General features: G+C 40.7%; 21 protein-coding genes, 2 tRNA genes and 1 pseudogene. 10 read left to right on the forward strand and 14 right to left on the reverse strand.

Features of this window, described 5'->3' with window-relative positions; genetic code table 11:
• The 6 genes from PSN35_RS01665 to PSN35_RS01690 all read right to left on the reverse strand — a co-directional run.
• A partial coding sequence (locus tag PSN35_RS01665) for a Fur family transcriptional regulator (protein ID WP_300028637.1) occupies positions 1–244 on the reverse strand: 244 nt, incomplete at its 3' end.
• The gene (locus tag PSN35_RS01670) at positions 237–773 is read right to left on the reverse strand and encodes a DUF3299 domain-containing protein (protein WP_300028639.1); all 537 of its coding nucleotides are present in this window, start codon (positions 771–773) and stop codon (positions 237–239) included. The genes PSN35_RS01670 and PSN35_RS01665, both read right to left, overlap by 8 nt.
• Position 774: 1 nt before the next feature.
• Positions 775–2,022 carry an ABC transporter permease gene (locus PSN35_RS01675; protein WP_300028641.1) on the reverse strand — a complete coding sequence of 416 codons (1,248 nt, stop codon included), beginning with the start codon at positions 2,020–2,022 and terminating at the stop codon, positions 775–777.
• Positions 2,015–2,677: an ABC transporter ATP-binding protein gene (locus tag PSN35_RS01680; RefSeq protein WP_300028670.1), complete on the reverse strand. Its 663-nt coding sequence runs from the start codon at positions 2,675–2,677 to the stop codon at positions 2,015–2,017. Before PSN35_RS01680 ends, PSN35_RS01675 begins: the two co-directional genes overlap by 8 nt.
• Positions 2,674–3,339: a DUF2796 domain-containing protein gene (locus PSN35_RS01685; RefSeq protein WP_300028672.1), complete on the reverse strand. Its 666-nt coding sequence runs from the start codon at positions 3,337–3,339 to the stop codon at positions 2,674–2,676. Before PSN35_RS01685 ends, PSN35_RS01680 begins: the two co-directional genes overlap by 4 nt.
• Before the next feature lie 93 nt (positions 3,340–3,432).
• The gene (locus PSN35_RS01690; RefSeq protein WP_300028674.1) at positions 3,433–4,149 is read right to left on the reverse strand and encodes a 16S rRNA (uracil(1498)-N(3))-methyltransferase; all 717 of its coding nucleotides are present in this window, start codon (positions 4,147–4,149) and stop codon (positions 3,433–3,435) included.
• Positions 4,150–4,184: 35 nt separating this feature from the next.
• Between PSN35_RS01690 and PSN35_RS01695 the strand changes: the two genes are divergently transcribed.
• From PSN35_RS01695 to cysQ, 9 genes are all read left to right on the forward strand, one after another.
• Entirely contained in the window at positions 4,185–5,402 is a 1,218-nt protein-coding gene (locus PSN35_RS01695; RefSeq protein WP_300028676.1) for an aminopeptidase P N-terminal domain-containing protein, read from the forward strand.
• A gap of 9 nt (positions 5,403–5,411) precedes the next feature.
• Positions 5,412–6,431 carry an anthranilate phosphoribosyltransferase gene (gene trpD / locus PSN35_RS01700; RefSeq protein ID WP_300028678.1) on the forward strand — a complete coding sequence of 340 codons (1,020 nt, stop codon included), beginning with the start codon at positions 5,412–5,414 and terminating at the stop codon, positions 6,429–6,431.
• Between the two features lie 8 nt (positions 6,432–6,439).
• The gene (gene orn, locus PSN35_RS01705; RefSeq protein ID WP_300028680.1) at positions 6,440–6,982 is read left to right on the forward strand and encodes an oligoribonuclease; all 543 of its coding nucleotides are present in this window, start codon (positions 6,440–6,442) and stop codon (positions 6,980–6,982) included.
• Positions 6,975–7,841: a 4-(cytidine 5'-diphospho)-2-C-methyl-D-erythritol kinase gene (gene ispE, locus PSN35_RS01710; protein ID WP_300028682.1), complete on the forward strand. Its 867-nt coding sequence runs from the start codon at positions 6,975–6,977 to the stop codon at positions 7,839–7,841. The genes orn and ispE overlap by 8 nt, the downstream gene beginning before the upstream one ends.
• Positions 7,821–7,895: transfer RNA gene (locus PSN35_RS01715), tRNA-Gln, on the forward strand. Before ispE ends, PSN35_RS01715 begins: the two co-directional genes overlap by 21 nt.
• Positions 7,896–8,044: 149 nt before the next feature.
• Positions 8,045–9,007 carry a ribose-phosphate pyrophosphokinase gene (locus PSN35_RS01720; RefSeq protein WP_300028683.1) on the forward strand — a complete coding sequence of 321 codons (963 nt, stop codon included), beginning with the start codon at positions 8,045–8,047 and terminating at the stop codon, positions 9,005–9,007.
• Between the two features lie 87 nt (positions 9,008–9,094).
• Complete coding sequence (rpoD, locus tag PSN35_RS01725; RefSeq protein ID WP_300028684.1) at positions 9,095–10,909, forward strand: RNA polymerase sigma factor RpoD; 1,815 nt, start codon at positions 9,095–9,097, stop codon at positions 10,907–10,909.
• A gap of 14 nt (positions 10,910–10,923) precedes the next feature.
• Positions 10,924–11,000: transfer RNA gene (locus PSN35_RS01730), tRNA-Ile, on the forward strand.
• 55 nt (positions 11,001–11,055) lie between these two features.
• A complete protein-coding gene (cysQ, locus tag PSN35_RS01735) occupies positions 11,056–11,823 on the forward strand; it encodes a 3'(2'),5'-bisphosphate nucleotidase CysQ (protein ID WP_300028686.1) in 768 nt (255 codons plus the stop codon).
• Here cysQ and nadC read toward each other — a convergent pair.
• From nadC to nudE, 7 genes are read right to left on the reverse strand one after another with little or no spacing between them, the layout of a single operon-like run.
• Complete coding sequence (gene nadC, locus PSN35_RS01740) at positions 11,806–12,627, reverse strand: carboxylating nicotinate-nucleotide diphosphorylase (protein ID WP_300028687.1); 822 nt, start codon at positions 12,625–12,627, stop codon at positions 11,806–11,808. The genes cysQ and nadC overlap by 18 nt on opposite strands.
• A complete protein-coding gene (gene lpxB / locus PSN35_RS01745; protein WP_300028689.1) occupies positions 12,620–13,708 on the reverse strand; it encodes a lipid-A-disaccharide synthase in 1,089 nt (362 codons plus the stop codon). Before lpxB ends, nadC begins: the two co-directional genes overlap by 8 nt.
• A gap of 6 nt (positions 13,709–13,714) precedes the next feature.
• A complete protein-coding gene (gene yhbY, locus PSN35_RS01750; RefSeq protein ID WP_300028691.1) occupies positions 13,715–14,017 on the reverse strand; it encodes a ribosome assembly RNA-binding protein YhbY in 303 nt (100 codons plus the stop codon).
• On the reverse strand, positions 14,010–15,251 hold the full coding sequence (gene lysA / locus PSN35_RS01755; protein ID WP_300028693.1) for a diaminopimelate decarboxylase: 1,242 nt from the start codon (positions 15,249–15,251) through the stop codon (positions 14,010–14,012). Before lysA ends, yhbY begins: the two co-directional genes overlap by 8 nt.
• A gap of 3 nt (positions 15,252–15,254) precedes the next feature.
• Positions 15,255–15,452: a hypothetical protein gene (locus tag PSN35_RS01760; RefSeq protein WP_300028695.1), complete on the reverse strand. Its 198-nt coding sequence runs from the start codon at positions 15,450–15,452 to the stop codon at positions 15,255–15,257.
• 31 nt (positions 15,453–15,483) lie between these two features.
• Complete coding sequence (aat, locus tag PSN35_RS01765; RefSeq protein WP_300028697.1) at positions 15,484–16,143, reverse strand: leucyl/phenylalanyl-tRNA--protein transferase; 660 nt, start codon at positions 16,141–16,143, stop codon at positions 15,484–15,486.
• Positions 16,140–16,691 (reverse strand): ADP compounds hydrolase NudE, encoded by a 552-nt coding sequence (nudE, locus tag PSN35_RS01770; RefSeq protein ID WP_300028699.1) that lies wholly within the window; start codon positions 16,689–16,691, stop codon positions 16,140–16,142. Before nudE ends, aat begins: the two co-directional genes overlap by 4 nt.
• Positions 16,692–16,746: 55 nt before the next feature.
• Here nudE and PSN35_RS01775 point away from each other — a divergent pair, with 55 nt between their 5' ends.
• Positions 16,747–17,697 carry an MBL fold metallo-hydrolase gene (locus PSN35_RS01775; RefSeq protein WP_300028700.1) on the forward strand — a complete coding sequence of 317 codons (951 nt, stop codon included), beginning with the start codon at positions 16,747–16,749 and terminating at the stop codon, positions 17,695–17,697.
• Between the two features lie 97 nt (positions 17,698–17,794).
• Here PSN35_RS01775 and PSN35_RS01780 read toward each other — a convergent pair.
• Positions 17,795–18,104, reverse strand: a pseudogene (locus tag PSN35_RS01780) (hypothetical protein); the annotation flags it as partial.

Here is an 18,104-nt window from a genome sequence, read left to right on the forward strand (position 1 = left end):
AAGCCAAATAAGTATTGTTTGATTCTATCTTATGAATCAAACCGAGTTCAATCCAAAAATCTAGCACTCTGTAGATCGTGCTAATATTGAAAGCATAACCCTGTTTTTGCAGTTGCGCCAATAAATCATAGGCAGAAATACTATTTTTTGAACTTGATAGCTCTTTAACAATAACCATTCTTTGCCGTGTTGCGCTCTTACCAAATTGAGCGCATTTTAACAACACTCCAGCTGTATCAATCATCAGCTAACTCCGCATCAGGAAATTTCAACAGTTTGATTGTAACATTGGTTAATGAGTAGCCACTATCCGCAACATCAAAGCTTTGAGAACCAACAGTAATTTCTCCTGAAACAATAATAGGCTCATAAAGATCTCGTCGCTCTGTCGGGAACTCTGAAGTATCAACCAATAGCGTTTGATTCAATGGTGGCGGCGGAACATGAATACACTGTCCTGCTTCAGGCACCAATAAAAATTTCCGAACATCAGAACCCTTTGCATCAATTGGCACCATAAATCCCGCAAGCTCTATTATCTTGCCTTCTAATTTGTTATTCAATTTAGCACCTGCTTCGTCAAGCTTGCGTTGAAAATCAGGATTTGACAATAACTTATAATCGACTTTTTCAGGTACGAAGTCATAAGCGTCCGCTGGCATCAATGTGTTCCAATTATTAACAAATTTATCTAGCTGTTGCTCTGTGACGCCTTCAGCTATCACACTAAAACTAAGTACAGAAAATAAAACAATAAGAACTTTTTTCAACATATTAACTCAATGTGTGGTGCAGGTTTTTCTTGAAAACGATTATCGCCGGTACCAAACTACTCAAAATACCAGCAAGCAAAATAATCGCAAAGACCTTGGCTTCATTCCAGCTAACCCAGTCAAATTCTGGAGTGATACCCAGAATTAAGTTTAACTGCTGCGTTGCAAGATAGGTTACTAACGTGACAAAAACAATTGCGCCAATAATAGCGGTTAAACCAATAAAAACAGCCTCAAGCACAACCAAGGTAGATAAATACATTGGCGTAGCGCCATTTGCTCTATAAATAGTCATTTCGCGCTTCCTATTGTCAATACTAGAAATAATTAAACTAACCATTGCAATCAAACTAATAACAATGATAATCCAGCTGAGCAATTCAAACCCTTGGTCGACTATTCCCACCATTGACCATAGTTCTGACAACGCTATGCCTGGTATGACAGCAGAAATTGCTTCATTTGGATATTTTTTAACACTGGCAGCAAAGCGAAACAAAGTTAGTTTTGATTTCAACCCTACAAATGCAGCTGTAACTGTTTTAGGGGTTAATTCTTCCTGACTTAATGTAGATAAATCTAACTGTTTTAAATTAAAAACTTTTGTGCCACTTTGCCAGCCAAGGTGAATAAGTTCATAGCCTTTCAAATCGACAAAAACTGCCTGATCAATTGGTGTTCCGGTTTTCTCCAATACCCCTGTAACCTCAAATGAAAAATCATCATGTTTTTTTGCGACTGCTTGGCTTGATCCATGGCTGATATGAATTTTGGTACCGACTTGATAATCAAGTTTTTTTGCAACATCGGCACCGATTACCGCGCCAGATATTTCATTAAATGCCTGTCCATCAGAAAAAGAAAGAGATTTGTCTGATGAATATTTAATATATTTAAAATAATCTTTCTCAGTAGCAATAACTCTAAAGCCTCGATGACTATCACCCAAAGCAATCGGCACCAAATATTCAATATCTTTTCTTTGTCTGATATCGTCAATAGTTTTCATGGTGATGTTGTTGGTTGGTCGTCCCAAATGAAAAACTGTGTAAAGCACCAACTCCAAAGAGCTTGATCTAGGGCCAATAATTGCATCAACACCTGAAATGCTTTGATTAAACCCTATTTCAGTCGCCTTTTGTATACGTTCAATACTTAACAACAACACCATTGATGCCATCAGTGTAATAATAACAAGTGAAACTGGCAACAATCTTGAGCGGACTGATTTAATCAATAATTTAAACATTTTTATTTGTTATGTCTATAACTTGGTCAAAATATGGCGCCAGAGACAAATCATGGCTTACCATTAACAGCGCCTGTTTTGATGTGTCAAACGTAGTTGACAACTCGTTCAAAAAATTTTTGGCTGATTCTTTATCCAATGCAGACGTCGGCTCATCGGCAAGAACTAACGCTGGCTGACCAAGCAACGCCCTTGCAACCGCAACCCTTTGTTGTTGACCTATGCTAAGCCGATTAACAGAGGTGTCTAAAACTTTTTTACCGAGCCCGAGTGATGTTAGCAATCTCACAATTTCCTGAGTTAAATCGCTAACATTTGAGCGTCTATTTTTAGAAAACCTGACGCCAAGCTCAATATTTTCCATTACAGATAAAAATGGAATTAGGTTTAAAGTTTGAAAAATATAGCCAATATTATCAGCTCTAATTTTGTCTAGCTGGCCGGAAGAAAGAGAAGAGTAATTTTTTTCTGCTAGCGTAATTTCACCTTGCTGAACCTTTAAAGCCCCAGCAATTAGATTTAACAGGGTTGTTTTTCCAGATCCAGAATAACCAACGATTAATACTTTTTTTCCGACGTCAAGCGCAACATCAGGGAAATTAATTGTCTCCCCATTTTGATAGGTATATCTAAGATCTTTTGTTGTTAGTATCACCAGGCCATTTTACTGTCTGTCGATGTTATTTTTTTAGAAATAGCATGATGGTTAATAATTGCCTCTACAAAAATTGCATCCAATTCAAAATGTTTAAAGGCTGTAAATTCAATACTATTAAGCTTGTCAGAATTACTACAATCAAACTTGTAAGTTAGCTCAACATCCTTATGGTTAGACTCGGTTGATACACTGTGCAACTCTGCATCAAAATCTGCAATATGGCAATTTGCGTTTGATGACAATACAAACAACTCCGTGTTGTCTTTAAACTCTGCTAATTTTTCTTGATTGTGGCGCTTGTCATCATGATTCTCGTGTTCGTCGTGATGCTTTTCGTCGTGACCCTCATGCTCTTCATGGTCATTATGATGCTCGTCGTGGTCATTATGGTGTTCTTCATTATGCTCATCGTGGTCGTCATGGCTGAACAAATCAGTTATAAATGCAAACAACCCATCTTCATGATGCTCTTCATGATCATCATGAGTGGCATTAAGTTGCACTATTGGCATCTTGTACGTTACGTTTAGTTGATTATTACTAAGCAACACTTCTACATTATTTAATCCATGCACATGCGCTGAAGCGTGTCTTTGTTCTTCCGCATTAATTGATACACTTGCGATTGAGAGTAAAAAAGTTACGATGATTTTTTTCATGTTGTTGATTTTTAGTATGGTTAAAAATGCAATAATATACCAATAAAAATTATAATTGCAATATTATTGTATTATTTAATTAGGAGTATCATTTTAACTACCCCATAATAGCTGCATATTGGCAAGTGCTGCCAATGATGCTGTTTCTGTTCTGAGTACGCGTGACCCTAGCAATAACGGCTGAGCATTATGCTTAATGGCTAACTGGATTTCATCATCACTCAACCCGCCTTCAGGGCCAATGATAATAGTTGCCTGCGTTAGTGGCTCAACGTCTAGTAAAGAGTGTTCAGCACGATGATGCAGGATAAATTTATTGCCAAAATCTTGCTCAACAAACCGGCTGAAATCGAGCGGCTCTAACAGCTCAGGCACCACTGATCTGCCTGACTGCTCACATGCACCAATAATGATCTTTTGCCAATGTTGCATTCGTTTTTTTAGCTTGTCACCTTTAAGTCTAACCACACAGTGCTGGGTAAAAATTGGCACAATCTGATTTACACCCAGCTCAACCGCTTTTTGCATTAAAAAATCCATTTTGTCGCCTTTGGCAATTCCTTGCGCTAAAGTCAATGTTAAACGCGATTCACTATGATTATCACTTGCGCTGTGTATTTGTACCTCACAGCGCTTTTTAGTACTCAAAACCGTGGCGGTGTAATTGTTACCATCGCCGTTAAATAACGTAATATCTTGCCCTTCCGGAAAGCGTAATACCTTGATTAAATGATGCGAGCCATAGTCGTCTAATTGCAAAGTATCATTAATTTTCAACGGGGCATTTTGGTACAAGCGAACGTGTTTCATGGTATCTTTGCGCTACTAAATTGATTTGAAAAATAATGATACATCAAAATAGAATTAACAAGCTGCTAAGCCAACTGGATGATAATGCATTAATCATTATCTCAACCAACCCAGAACAATTCAGAAATGGCGATGTCAGTTTCCCGTTTCGCCCTCATAGCGATTTTTTCTATTTAACTAATTTTCAAGAGCCTGAAGCGGTTGTTGTTATCAGTAACCATCAATGCTCAATGTTCTTACGCGACAAAGATCCGGCTCGTGAAATTTGGGATGGTGCGCGCTTGGGTGTTGCTGATGCGCCTGATACGCTTAAACTTGATCAGGCATTTGACATTAACCAATTAGAGACACAACTTACACACCTTATTGCTAATGATAGTGTTATTTATTTTGATGCCAAGCCTTGTGAGTTGGATGCAAAAATTTCAACGCTTTTATCAGATTACAACGTTAACAGCCTGCAAGCACCCTTGCATGAAATGCGCTTGATTAAGGACCAGTCTGAAATTGACACCATGCAGCGAGCAGCTGATATCTCCATCAGTGCCCATGAACAAGCCATGAAATCAGTTTCTCCAGGCATGTTTGAATACGAACTTCAAAGCGTTTTTGACGCAGGGTTTGTTAAAAACCGTGCCCAGCATGCCTACACCCCAATTGTAGCCGGTGGTAAAAATGCTTGTATTTTGCACTATATCGATAACAATCAACCACTGCGAGATGGCGACTTGGTGCTTATTGATGCGGGTTGTGAACTGAATTGTTACGCCAGTGATATTACTCGAACCTTTCCCGTTAATGGCAAATTCACCAAGGCACAAAAAGCGATTTATCAAGTCGTGCTAGACGCCCAACTTGCAGCCATCGAATGCATCAAGCCAGGCGTTAGCGTACACCAGCCACATAAAATTGCCACTCAAATTATTCAGCAAGGTTTAGAATCACTGGGGCTTTTATCCCCAGGCGAGCCACTTACAAAGTTTTATATGCATGGCACAGGCCATTGGCTAGGTATGGATGTGCATGATGTTGGCCAGTATCAACATAACAAACAGCATCGTGCTTTTGAAAAAGGCATGATCATCACTGTTGAACCCGGCATTTATATTCGCAAGGATGATAAAATCAATTCTATTTATCACGATATTGGTATTCGAATTGAGGATGATGTCTTGGTCACAGACACAAGCCATCAGGTTTTAACTGGCAATCTGGTTAAAACTATTAATGAAATTGAAACCCTAATGAGTTAATCACAGCCCATGAATATACAGCAAGCCATAAAAGCAGTTATTGCCAAGCAAGACTTAACAGAAACTCAAATGCACACGGTGATGAGCGACATCATGACCGGCAAAACCACTGATGCACAAATTGGTGCTTTTTTAGTAGGTCTTTCCATGAAAGGAGAAACGGTTGAAGAGATCACTGCCAGTGCAAAAGTTATGCGTTCATTAGCCAAAGGAGTTAGCGTAAAGAAAACTATGCACTTAGTGGATACGTGCGGTACAGGCGGCGACGGCTTAGGTTTGTTTAACATTTCTACCGCTTGCGCCTTTGTGGTGGCAGCAGCAGGCGGCTCAGTAGCCAAGCATGGTAATCGTTCAATTTCCTCAAAATCAGGTAGTGCCGACGTATTAGAAGCTGCTGGCGTCAATTTAGACATGAGCGCTGAACAAATTAGCAAAAGTGTGGATAAAATTGGTGTTGGCTTTATGTTTGCACCCGCTCATCATTCGGCCATGAAGCATGCTATTGGTCCGCGTAAAGAACTTGCTGTTAGAACCATTTTTAACGTACTTGGGCCACTCACCAACCCTGCCAAAGCTCCAACTCAAGTTATGGGTGTCTACGACAAAGCTTTAGTAGAACCTATTGCTAATGTCTTAAAAAGCCTTGGCTCAACGCATGTTATGGTGGTTCACTCTAACGACGGCTTAGATGAAATTTCCATTGCTGATGATACGTTTGTTGCTGAACTAAACAACGGTGTTGTCACCACTTACACAATCAATCCAACCGACTTTGGCTTGCCACTAGGCAATCTTGACGATATTAAAGCTGAAGATGCAGAGAGTTCTTTGGTGCTTATTCAGCAGGCACTTGACGGAAAGCCAGGCGCTGCAAAAAATATCATTGCCATGAATGCAGGTGCTGCCATTTATGTTAGCGGATTAGCTGATTCCCTACAAGACGGTATTAATAAGGCAATTGAAATTTTAAACAAAGGCTCGGCACATCAAAAATTAGATGATTTTGTGCGCGAATCAACTGGCTGCTAAGGTAAATCATGGATAAAACAACTAACTTAATTTGGATTGATTTGGAAATGACTGGCCTGTTGCCTGAACAGGACGTTATTATCGAAATAGCCACTATTGTCACCGATAAAGATCTTAATATTTTGGCCGAAGGCCCTTCATTGGTCATTCATCAAAGTAGTGAAATTATGGCCGGTATGGATGAATGGAATACCGAGCACCATGGCAATTCTGGCTTAACTCAACGTGTCAAAGACAGTGTTATTTCCACTAAAAACGCCGAAAAACAAACCATTGAGTTTTTGCAGCAATATGTTGAAGCTGGCGCCTCACCAATGTGTGGCAATACCATTTGCCAAGACAGACGCTTTTTGTACAACTACATGCCAGAATTAGAAAAATTTTTCCACTATCGTCATATTGATGTCACTACCTTAAAAGAATTATTAGTACGTTGGAAGCCGGAATCTAAGTTAATTCGTGATGGTGAACCCGCTCATTTAGCCTTGGCTGACATTCGTGATTCAATTAATGAGCTAAAATACTACCGAGATGTGTTTATAGATGTCTAGCCCTGTCAAAACGTGGCTGGCTCCAGCAAAAATAAATCTATTTTTGCATATTAATTCCAAACGCGAAGATGGTTATCATAATCTGCAAACCATTTTTCAACTGCTCGATTTCTACGACGAACTAACCTTTGACATCACTGACGATGGCACCATTAAACGCTTATCAGGCAATGAAGAAGTCAACCCTGAGCAGGACTTAATTATTCGCGCTGCTAAGCTCTTGCAAGAAACCACTCAAGCCACGCTTGGGGCCAATATTTCTATTCTTAAGCGTATTCCTGCAGGTGGCGGGCTGGGTGGTGGCTCTTCTGATGCGGCCACCACGTTGGTTGCACTAAATCAATTATGGGAAACTGGCTTAAGTCAATCAGAACTCATGCAACTAGGTCTATCACTAGGCGCTGACGTACCTGTTTTTATTAATGCAAAAAGCGCTTGGGCCGAAGGTGTGGGTGAAATATTAAGCCCAATAAAAACCCCAAATCATGTATTTTTGGTGGTGTTTGTTAATCAACACACTTCCACTCAAGAAATTTTCTCGCACAAAGCATTGACAATGAGCCCAATGATAGGGAAAATATCCGACTTCTCTGAGCTAACAAACACTCATAATGATTGTTTGCAGGCGGCAATCGCGCAAACCGATGAAATCGGACTTGCTTTAGAACACTTGGATTCATGTTCTAACTTGATTGGACAAGCAAGAATGAGCGGCACAGGTAGCTGCGTATTTGCAGAATTTGCCAATGAGAAAGACGCGCTGGTAGCGTTTAAAAAAATACCAGAAAAATGGATGAGTTTTACAGCGAAAGCAATAAACACTTCTCCGATCCTTAAATGGGCTGTCGCCAAGCGGTAAGGCAACGGGTTTTGATCCCGTCATGCGCAGGTTCAAATCCTGCCAGCCCAGCCATTTTCTAAAGCCACGTCTTGTTCTCAAGGCGTGGCTTTTTTTTGTGCTTTCCAATAAATTAAATCGATATAGGCAATCTGTCAGCAAGTGCTATATTTTTGATCATAACGTAGTATAATTTAATCAATTTTCAACAACCTATAAGTTCTATGTCCCTCGACACCATTAAAATCTTTAGCGGCAACGCTAATCCGTTGCTTTCTGGCGAAATTATTTCAAGTCTCAATGTTGCCCAGGGCAAGGCATTGGTTGGCAAATTTAGTGATGGCGAATCCCAAGTTGAAATTTTAGAAAATGTTCGTGGTTGCGATGTGTTTATCATTCAACCAACCTGCGGCCCTTCGCCGGCAGAAACACTAATGGAATTATTGATTGTGGCTGATGCTTTAAAACGCTCATCAGCAGCTAGAATTACAGCCGTTGTTCCTTATTTTGGCTATTCAAGACAAGATCGTCGCTCACGCTTAACTCGTGTGCCAATTACCGCAAAACTAGCCGCTAAAATGGTTGAAGCCTCTGGCATTGATAGAATTCTGACGGTTGATTTACACGCTGATCAAATCCAGGGTTTTTTCGATATTCCAATTGATAACATTTATGCGCAGCCGGTATTGTTGGATGACATTATGAGTAAAAACTATAATGACATTGTGGTTGTATCTCCAGATGTTGGCGGTGTGGTTCGTGCACGTGCAGCAGCTAAAAAACTTAACGATGCCGACCTTGCCATTATTGACAAGCGTCGTCCCGCACCAAACATGGTTAAAGTCATGAATGTGATTGGTGATGTTGAAGGTAAAACCTGTATTTTGATTGACGACATGGTTGATACCGCTGGCACTCTGTGTCAAGCAGCTGGCATTCTTAAAGAAAAAGGTGCTAAAAAAGTAGTGGCTTATGCAACGCACGCCGTTTTATCAGGTGCTGCTATGAGTAATATTAAAAATTCACCGCTTGATGAATTAGTCACTACCAACACCATTCCATTAACCGCTGAAGCGGTTAAATGCGGCAAAATCAGACAATTATCAATTGCGCCAATTATGGCCGAGGTGATTAAACGCATTAGTGAAGAGCAATCTATTATCAACATATTTGCTGATATCCAATAACCCCTCTATAAGTCGCACAAGGCTATGATTTTTAACAGCTAACTTTGTGTATAATCCATCATTTGGTTTGTCAAAACGCATTAATTTATGAAATCTACTACTAAAGCACACAAGCAGGCACTGCAAAAATTAATCATGGTTGGTAAAGAGAAGGGTTACTTAACCTACTCTGAGATTAATGATATTCTGCCAGAAAATATGCTAACCCAAGAGCAGATCGAGCCAATTGTTACTATTTTAGAAGAATTGGATATTACTGTTTCTGACTCTGTACCAGATGCTGATACCCTGGTAGTTGAATCCGGTGCTAAGGCTCAGTCAACTTCTGCTGAAGCGGCTGTTGCTGCCTTGGCAGCACTTGACTCTGAATTTGGCCGAACCACCGATCCTGTTAGAATGTACATGCGCGAAATGGGCGTGGTTGACTTACTAGAGCAGGAAGATGAAATTCGCATTGCTAAAGAAATTGAAGCGGGTGTGTTTGAAATTATGCAAGCCATCACACTATACCCATCAATCACCGAGAAATTCTTTAAGGCCCATAAACGCCTAGAAGAAGGAAAATGTAAAATGACTGATGTGATCATCGGTTACCAAGGTGATGCGGCTGATTTTGAAGCAAAAAAAGCAGCCTTTGATGCGGGCGAGTTCGATGATGACGAAGAATACGAAGACATGGAAGAGATGGAGTACACTGGCCCAGATGAGGACAAGGTATATACACGTTTCGAAACTGTTTTAACGTGCTCTCAAGGTTACAATGAGCTAAAAGAAAAACACGGCTTCCGTGACAAAAAAACGGTTGCTGCTCGCGAACAACTTTCCAAAGGATTGTCAGATTTACGTCTAGCGCCGAAATTGGTTTCAACCATGATGGAAGTTATTTGTGATCGTGTGGCTAATGTCAAAAAACAAGAAAAAACCATTCTTAATGCTTGTGTTTATGCCGGCATGGAAAGAACTCAATTTTTTGAACTTTTTAACGGCAACGAAACAAACTTTGACTGGCTAAAAGGGGCAAAATTAGACGCCAAAGTAGCTAAGGCATTAGAGGCTACTAAAGACGAAATCTTCTATGCACAGAAAAATTTGCACGAATATGAAGAAGAAATGCAACTCACTATTGCAGAGTTAAAAGCATTAAACAAGCTTTATAGAAAAGGTGATCGTCGTGCGAAAAAAGCCAAATCTCAAATGATCGAAGCCAACTTGCGTTTGGTTATTTCTATCGCTAAAAAATACGCTAATCGTGGCTTGCAGTTCCTTGACCTTATTCAGGAAGGTAATGTGGGCTTAATGAAAGCGGTTGATAAATTTGAATACCGTCGTGGTTACAAATTCTCAACTTATGCCACTTGGTGGATTCGTCAAGCGATCACTCGCTCAATTGCCGATCAAGCGCGTACGATTCGTATCCCTGTTCACATGATTGAAACTATTAACAAACTTAATCGTGTGCGTCGTCAACTATTACAAAAATTTGGCCGTGAAGCCACGCCTGAAGAGTTGGCCACTGAAATGGAGTTGCCAGAATATAAAATTATTAAAATTCTTAAAATTGCCAAAGAGCCTTTATCTATGGAAACACCAGTCGGTGATGATGAAGATTCAAATATTGGTGATTTTATCGAAGACACTAACCTGTCTTCACCGGTAGAAATTACTACCAAGGAAAGCCTTAGAGAAACTACCGGCGACTTATTAGCCAACCTTTCTCCTCGTGAGGCTAAAGTGTTGAAAATGCGTTTTGGTATCGATATGAATACTGACCACACTCTAGAAGAGGTGGGTAGACAGTTCGATGTAACACGTGAACGCATTCGTCAAATTGAGGCCAAGGCGCTTAGAAAACTAAGACACCCTTCTCGTGCACACAAACTGCAAAGTTTCCTAGATACATAAACCTCCCGTTTTTCGGGCCTATAGCTCAGTTGGTTAGAGCAGTCGACTCATAATCGATTGGTCCTTGGTTCAAGTCCAAGTAGGCCCACCATATTACTCTCGTCAATACTAGTCATCTACCCTCGTACAAACGGTATGATTGACCTATGACATTTGACGCCTTAACCCCTCATTTAATCAACCTCACTCAAGTCGTAGGCGAGATGATTATGTCGCACTACCAATCTAATTTAACCGTTGAGACCAAAGCGGATCAAACACCAATAACCATTGTTGATCAACAGGCACACCAGCTTATTACTGAGCAACTATCTCAACTCACACCGACCACGCCCATTTTGTCCGAAGAGTCTGACATTGTCGATTTTTCCATTCGTCGCGATTGGGGTGAATATTGGCTAATCGACCCACTTGATGGCACGCGAGATTTTATTGAGCAAACAGGGGAGTTTTGTATTTGCATCGCCTACATCAAAAATCATCGCCCAATTTTTGGCTTTATTTATGCGCCACTGAGCAAAACCCATTATTACACCAATGACCAGCAACAAGCATTTAAACTGCACAACAACCAAACGCAGCGATTGCAAACAGCGGTTAAACGCCGACCCTTAAAGGTGTTGATCGGTCATTATTCTGCACAAAATAAACAGCTCCAGCAACATCTAAAAGCTTTAGGAGAAACGCAAGTTGAACGCCTTGGCAGCGCACTAAAATTTTGCAAGATTGCCGAGGGTGATTTTGACCACTACCCTAGATTTGGCCCATGCTCTGAATGGGACACAGCAGCAGGTGGCTATATTCTAGAATCAGCAGGTGGTTGTGTTTTAGATGAAAATGACCAACCCCTGCGCTACAACACCAAAGACAGTCTTGGCAGTCCGGTATTTTTTGCCTCAGGAAAAGCGCAGTGACAAATCAACTGCTTGAATATTTTTGGTAATACTGCCAGTTGAAATAAAATCTACTCCGGTTTCTGCGATTTCCACAATGCTGGTATCGTCAATATTGCCAGAAGCTTCCAGAGGCAACTTACCTTTTGCCAAGCTAACAGCCTCAGCTAACATTTGAACTGAGAAGTTATCACAAAGCGCCCTGGTAACGCCTGAGAGCATCAATACCTCATTTAATTGATCCAGTGTTTCAACTTCAACAATCAATGGCAATGCTGGGTATTTTTCTTGTGCACGTGCAACAGCCTTGCCAATAGAGCCCGATGCAATAATGTGATTCTCCTTGAGCATGACGCAATCATATAAACCCAGTCGATGATTCACTCCGCCACCACATTTAACCGCATATTTCTGCGCTAGACGGAGTCCTGGCAATGTTTTACGAGTATCGAGTAGCTTGGCATTCGTGTGTGAAATTTTAGCCACTAGCTGTTGTGTTTGTGTCGCCACAGCACTCAACGTTTGCAAAAAATTCAGCGCCACACGCTCACCACTAATAATCGCTCTAGATGAGCCTGATAGCGTGCACAATACTTGTGACGGCTTAACTAAGTCACCCTCTTTAATTTGCCAATTAATCTGAATATCTTGATTTAACAACAAGAATGCTGATTGTGCATATTCAACCCCGCAAATAACAGCATTTTCTCGGCAGACAATACTGGCCTGAATGGTGTTGTCTGTCAATAAATCAGCCGACACATCACCCGAACCTAAATCCTCAGCCAAGGCCAGTTGAACGATTGCCCTAATCTCTTTATTCATGAATAAACTCAAGAATTAATTTGGCAGATTCTTCGCTAGCATGTAGGTTTAGTGCTTGGTGTATTTGATTGAATTCTGCCACAAGGTTCGCTTGATCATTTGCCAGAATTTTCATTGCTTCTGTAGCAATATTATGTGCATTAGCGTCATCTTGAATCAGCTCTGGTACTAGTGATTTATCAGCAATAACATTTGGCAAACTAATATAAGGGCTTTTAACCAAACGAGAGGCAATAAAATAACTCATGGCCGATAGTTTATAAACCACCACCATTGGCACACCAACCAAGGCCAACTCCAAAGCTGCAGTGCCTGATGCCACCAGCACTAAATCTGCAGTTTGCATATGCTGATGAGCCGTATCAACAGAAATTTCAACCGCTTGCTGACCCACCAGTGCCTGTGCCCAATCTAGTAGTTCGTCATTAGCCAATGCTAAATGAAAACTGAGTGTCGGATCTTGTTTGGCCATTAGTTTGGCGGCTGACAACAACTCGGGTAGTAGCCGTTTAACTTCACCTGAACGTGAGCCAGGCATTAATAATATTTGCTTGCTGGATGCGTGGTTTTTTCTAGGGGTTAATTGTTCAGCTAATGGGTGCCCGACAAATACTGCACGCTGATTATGGCGTTTATAAAAATCAACTTCAAAAGGAAACAGGCACAAAATCAAGTCAGTGGATTGTTTGATCTTTTTCACCCGAGATTGGCGCCAAGCCCAAACCGATGGCGACACAAAATGAATGGTCTTAACAGACTGTTTTTTAAGCTTTTTTTCAATAACAAAATTAAAATCAGGTGCGTCAACACCAATAAAAACATCCGGCTTTTGCTGTGAGAAAAACTCAACCATGGCTGATCTCAGCTTAAGTAATGACGGTAGTTTTTTCAAGACTTCGGTAAAGCCCATAACATTAACCAAACTCATGTCCCAGTGTTTAACGCAGCCTGCTTTCTGCATTTTTTCACCACAAAGACCTTCGATATGAAGCTCTGAATCTTGAGCTTTTAAAGCGCTAACCAAGCTTGAGCCAATTAGATCGCCTGAGGTTTCGGCAGCGCTAATGGCAATCTTGGTCATGGATTATTATTTTCTTGGAAGGATAAGTTGAGGATCTTTGTCAAAGGCGCGGTAAATAACCATTACATTGCCTATCACTTGAACCAAGTGCGCACCAGTCACTTCAATAATTTCATTAATAACGCGCTGTTTATCCTCACGATCATCGCTGCGTACCTTAATTTTTAATAGCTCATGTGTCTCTAAGCTGGATTCTAATTCGGCCAAAACACCTTCACTTAAACCATGCTGGCCCATCATAACAACGGGTTTCAGACTGTGGCCTTTTGAACGTAAAAATTTCTTTTGGTTGTTGGTAAGTTTAGTCATTGATGACACTCTCTGTATTAAATAAATCTTGAATGGTTTCACGCTGACGAATAAGATGATGCGCTTTATCTGACACCATCACCTCGGCCACACGTGGGCGTGAATTATAATTTGAACTCATGGTAAAACCGTAAGCACCGGCCGACATTAGTGCCAAATAATCACCCTCAGATAAAGACAATTGCCTGTCTTTAGCTAAAAAATCACCGGTTTCACAAATTGGCCCGACCAAATCCCAGCTGGCTTCAGCACCTCTGGCATTTTCGTTCACTGGCAGCACTTGATGATAGGCGTTATAAAAAGCAGGGCGCAATAAATCATTCATGGCACCATCAATAATGGCAAATGATTTATCTGAATTTTGCTTTAAAAATTCCACTTTAGTTACAAATACACCCGCATTACCTACAATCGCTCTGCCCGGTTCGAGAATAATGTCTAAATCACCCGCTTTGTCTAAAATAGCGTCAACATACTTAGCAATATCAACGGTTGTTTCATCATCATATCGAATACCAACACCACCGCCTAAATCAAGATGTGCAATCTCAATACCGCGATCATTTAGCTTACTGATCAATTCTAGCACTTTATCAAGCGCATCAATAAATGGAGACAGTTCTGTTAATTGCGAACCAATATGACAATCCAGACCCTGAACATTGATATATTTAGAATTATGCGCTTGCTCATACAAAGCCAATGCGTCATCAATATCGACACCAAATTTATTTTCTTTAAGGCCGGTTGAAATGTACGGATGCGTCTTAGCATCAACATTCGGATTAACGCGAATTGAAATAGGTGCTTGGGCATTCATCGCTTGCGCTACTTGTTCAATGCGACTCATCTCTGCACTAGATTCAACGTTAAAACAACGAATGCCAACTTCTAGCCCACGTTTGATTTCATCCTGAGTTTTAGCAACGCCTGAAAAAACACACTTTGAAGCTTGTCCGCCAGCGGCTAGAACTCGCTCCAGCTCGCCCACTGAGACAATATCAAAACCTGCGCCAATTTTGGCCAACACATTAAGTACTGCAATATTAGAATTGGCCTTAACTGCGTAGCAGACTAAATGCGGATGATCGCCAAAAGCCTCATCAAATTCACGCCAATTGCTTTCAATATCGCTACGCGAATACACATACAATGGCGAACCGTAGTTAGCCATTAAGTCTGCTATATCAACAGAATCAGCGTGTAGAGATTGATTTTTATAAGAAAAGCTCAAGTGTTATTTTGAGTTATGCGGCAGAATGTCAAGCTCAGGCGCAACAGTTTGCGTTGTTTCATCAATAGCTTGGGTGTTAACCGGTGCTGGAGAAAGTGTCACTTGCTGTGCTTTAACCGCTTCTAATTCGCCCATCTTACCGCAAGCACTAATACCAACGACAACAAAAGCCAATAAGGCCAACTGTGCTATTTTTTTCATGTTCTGTCCTAATTATTATTTACCGCTTATTTTACAGTAAATCTTTTAATAGTTTTGCAAACGCAGAGCGCTCAATATTAAAGGCACCCAGGCTTTTTAAATGTGGACTTTCCACTTGGCAATCAATTAACTCATAACCCATTGATTGCACCAAATGCACGAAAGCGATTTTTGAGACATTTGGCCTTAATGAAAACATTGATTCACCAAAGAATACCTGGCCCATTGCTACGCCATACAAACCACCCACAAGTTTGTCATCTTGATACACTTCAACTGATTTAACCACACTTTGTTGATGTAGTGCCGTGTAAGCCTCAATCATAGCTTCATCAATCCAGGTGCCCGTTTGATCCTTACGGTTAACCGTTTTACAATGACGAATCACTGAATCGAAATCTTGGTCAATCTTGAGGTTAAATTTATATTGACTAAGCGTCTTGCTCAAACTTTTAGAAATATGCAATTTGTTTGGTGTGATCACCATGCGCGGATTTGGACTATACCACTGCACAGGCTCATCTTCACCATACCAAGGAAATATTCCGCGCTGGTATGCATCGATAAGTCGCTCGGTTGACAACGCCCCGCCAACAGCAATCAGCCCATTAGGTTCATCCAGGGCTTGCTCTATATTGGCAAATGGCGTGTCATCATCCGTCAGTACAAAAGATTGCGGAATTTCAATCACAACTGCTGCTGTTTAATCGCCTCTTTTGCCAGATACAAAGCAGCAATACTACGTGCTTCGGTCAAATCATCGTTATAAACCAAGGTTTCTAAATCGGCCAATTTATGTTTAACCACTTCCAATGGCTCTGGCTCATCCCCCTCAGCCGATGCTTGATATAAATCTTGCGCCAAAACAATATGAGTGATGCTTGATTGGTAGCCCGGTGCAATACTCATGGCCTTAAGGTAAGTCAGCTGCTTGGCGCCATAGCCAATTTCTTCAATCAGCTCACGATTTGCCGCCTCTAGTGGCACCTCTCCGTCATCAATTTTTCCTTTGGTTAGTGCTAGCTCGTAGCGATCTGTACCACCCGAGTATTCATAAATCATCAGCACGGTTTCATCATCCAACATAGGCACTATTAAGACTGCACCATTACCAGGCGGCTTGAGACGCTCATATTGGCGTTTTTCGCCATTAGAAAACTCAACATCCATTGATTGGATATTAAAAAATCGAGTAGTGGCTATGTCAGTAACATTGCTTAGTGTAGGTTTTTTTTGCATAATTGACTATTATATCATTAGCTATAATAGTCAATTCAATATAGAGGAGAGAGACATGAACAAATTAGCATTATTATTTGCTTTGATATTTTCATCAATAACACACGCTTGGACAATTGATGGCGTAGGCGATTTTAAATTTGAACAGGTGAGTAACCAAGTTTATGTCATGCATGGGCCTATTGCCAGCCCCAGCGAGCAAAACCATGGCTTTATGAACAACCCTGTTTTCATCGAAGGCGATAATGGCTTAATTGTCATTGACCCTGGTAGCTCAAAATTTGTTGGAGACAATGTACTTAAAGAGATTGAAAAAATAACCTCAAAACCCGTTGTGGCTGTTATAGACACACACGTACATGGTGATCACTGGCTTGGAAATCATGCCATTAAGGATAAATATCCAAACGCTAAATTCTATGCCCACATGAACATGATTCGAGAAGCAGAATATGGCGAAGCTGAACGTTGGATAAAGACATATAGTGATATTACGGACAAGGCAAAGGGCACAATCGCCGTGATACCAACTTATTCAATTGGCCATAAAGACACGCTAACTATCGAAGAGCAAAAGTTCATTATTCACTCACCACTGCCATCGTCTCACTCATCTTCAGATATCATGATTGAGCATGTAAATTCTAAAACACTTTTTACTGGTGACAACGCCTTTACTGACCGAATGGGCAGATTTGATGGACAATCAAACATGCTGGACAATATTAAAATTCTAGATTACGCCAAAAACCTAACAATTGATACTTATGTTCCTGGACATGGTTACTCAGGCGCTGTTACTCAAGCGATTAATCCTTACTTAAAGTATCTTAAAATCATTGAGCAAGAGTCTAGAAAAGGCTATGAAGAAGACTTGGCTGACTATGAGATCAAACCATTTGCGGATAAACATCTAGCAGAATATAGAGATTGGAGCGGCTATGCTGAGCAATTGGGCAAGCACATTAATAAAATGTTGCTAGAAATTGAAGCGCTAGATCTGTAACCACTAGCCTTTCAATAATAAAAAATGACGACTCTGAGTCGTCATTTTTTTTGCGAGGATGGGTTCTAGATTGTTTAGTTTATTTTTGAAAATGGCATTACTCTTTCAATTGAAACTTTGGCAAGCCTAAATCAAGTCGAATGGCGATTAACCGAGTTACAAAGATACACAACCCTGCAATAATAGCACTTAAAGCAATGCCCACTTCATAGTACACGAGGGCAATAAACCCTAAAGAACCAAGCCAAGCAGCCGTAGCATACAGTGGGCTTTTAAAAACAATCGGGGTTTCGTTGTGTTGATTGATGATGCTTGGGGCAGTTTCAAAGTCGTCAAAGCACCAAAACAGGGCTAAGTTTGCAACAAACTCGGGCAGAGACGGTTTGGTGGGGATTTCAGTGCCAACA

Origin of the sequence: Candidatus Thioglobus sp. (assembly GCF_028599055.1) — a bacterium.
GTDB lineage: Bacteria > Pseudomonadota > Gammaproteobacteria > PS1 > Pseudothioglobaceae > Thioglobus_A.

Bases quoted from the DNA above. Each gene is read 5' to 3' on its own strand.
- PSN35_RS01670 (WP_300028639.1), bottom strand. From the start codon at position 773: ATGTTGAAAAAAGTTCTTATTGTTTTATTTTCTGTACTTAGTTTTAGT.
- yhbY (WP_300028691.1), bottom strand. From the start codon at position 14,017: ATGACTAAACTTACCAACAACCAAAAGAAATTTTTACGTTCAAAAGGC.
- PSN35_RS01760 (WP_300028695.1), bottom strand. From the start codon at position 15,452: ATGAAAAAAATAGCACAGTTGGCCTTATTGGCTTTTGTTGTCGTTGGT.
- trpD (WP_300028678.1), top strand. From the start codon at position 5,412: ATGAATATACAGCAAGCCATAAAAGCAGTTATTGCCAAGCAAGACTTA.
- PSN35_RS01675 (WP_300028641.1), bottom strand. From the start codon at position 2,022: ATGTTTAAATTATTGATTAAATCAGTCCGCTCAAGATTGTTGCCAGTT.
- nadC (WP_300028687.1), bottom strand. From the start codon at position 12,627: ATGAATAAAGAGATTAGGGCAATCGTTCAACTGGCCTTGGCTGAGGAT.
- PSN35_RS01695 (WP_300028676.1), top strand. From the start codon at position 4,185: ATGATACATCAAAATAGAATTAACAAGCTGCTAAGCCAACTGGATGAT.
- PSN35_RS01685 (WP_300028672.1), bottom strand. From the start codon at position 3,339: ATGAAAAAAATCATCGTAACTTTTTTACTCTCAATCGCAAGTGTATCA.
- cysQ (WP_300028686.1), top strand. From the start codon at position 11,056: ATGACATTTGACGCCTTAACCCCTCATTTAATCAACCTCACTCAAGTC.
- PSN35_RS01690 (WP_300028674.1), bottom strand. From the start codon at position 4,149: ATGAAACACGTTCGCTTGTACCAAAATGCCCCGTTGAAAATTAATGAT.
- PSN35_RS01720 (WP_300028683.1), top strand. From the start codon at position 8,045: ATGTCCCTCGACACCATTAAAATCTTTAGCGGCAACGCTAATCCGTTG.
- lpxB (WP_300028689.1), bottom strand. From the start codon at position 13,708: ATGACCAAGATTGCCATTAGCGCTGCCGAAACCTCAGGCGATCTAATT.
- orn (WP_300028680.1), top strand. From the start codon at position 6,440: ATGGATAAAACAACTAACTTAATTTGGATTGATTTGGAAATGACTGGC.
- rpoD (WP_300028684.1), top strand. From the start codon at position 9,095: ATGAAATCTACTACTAAAGCACACAAGCAGGCACTGCAAAAATTAATC.
- PSN35_RS01775 (WP_300028700.1), top strand. From the start codon at position 16,747: ATGAACAAATTAGCATTATTATTTGCTTTGATATTTTCATCAATAACA.
- ispE (WP_300028682.1), top strand. From the start codon at position 6,975: ATGTCTAGCCCTGTCAAAACGTGGCTGGCTCCAGCAAAAATAAATCTA.
- nudE (WP_300028699.1), bottom strand. From the start codon at position 16,691: ATGCAAAAAAAACCTACACTAAGCAATGTTACTGACATAGCCACTACT.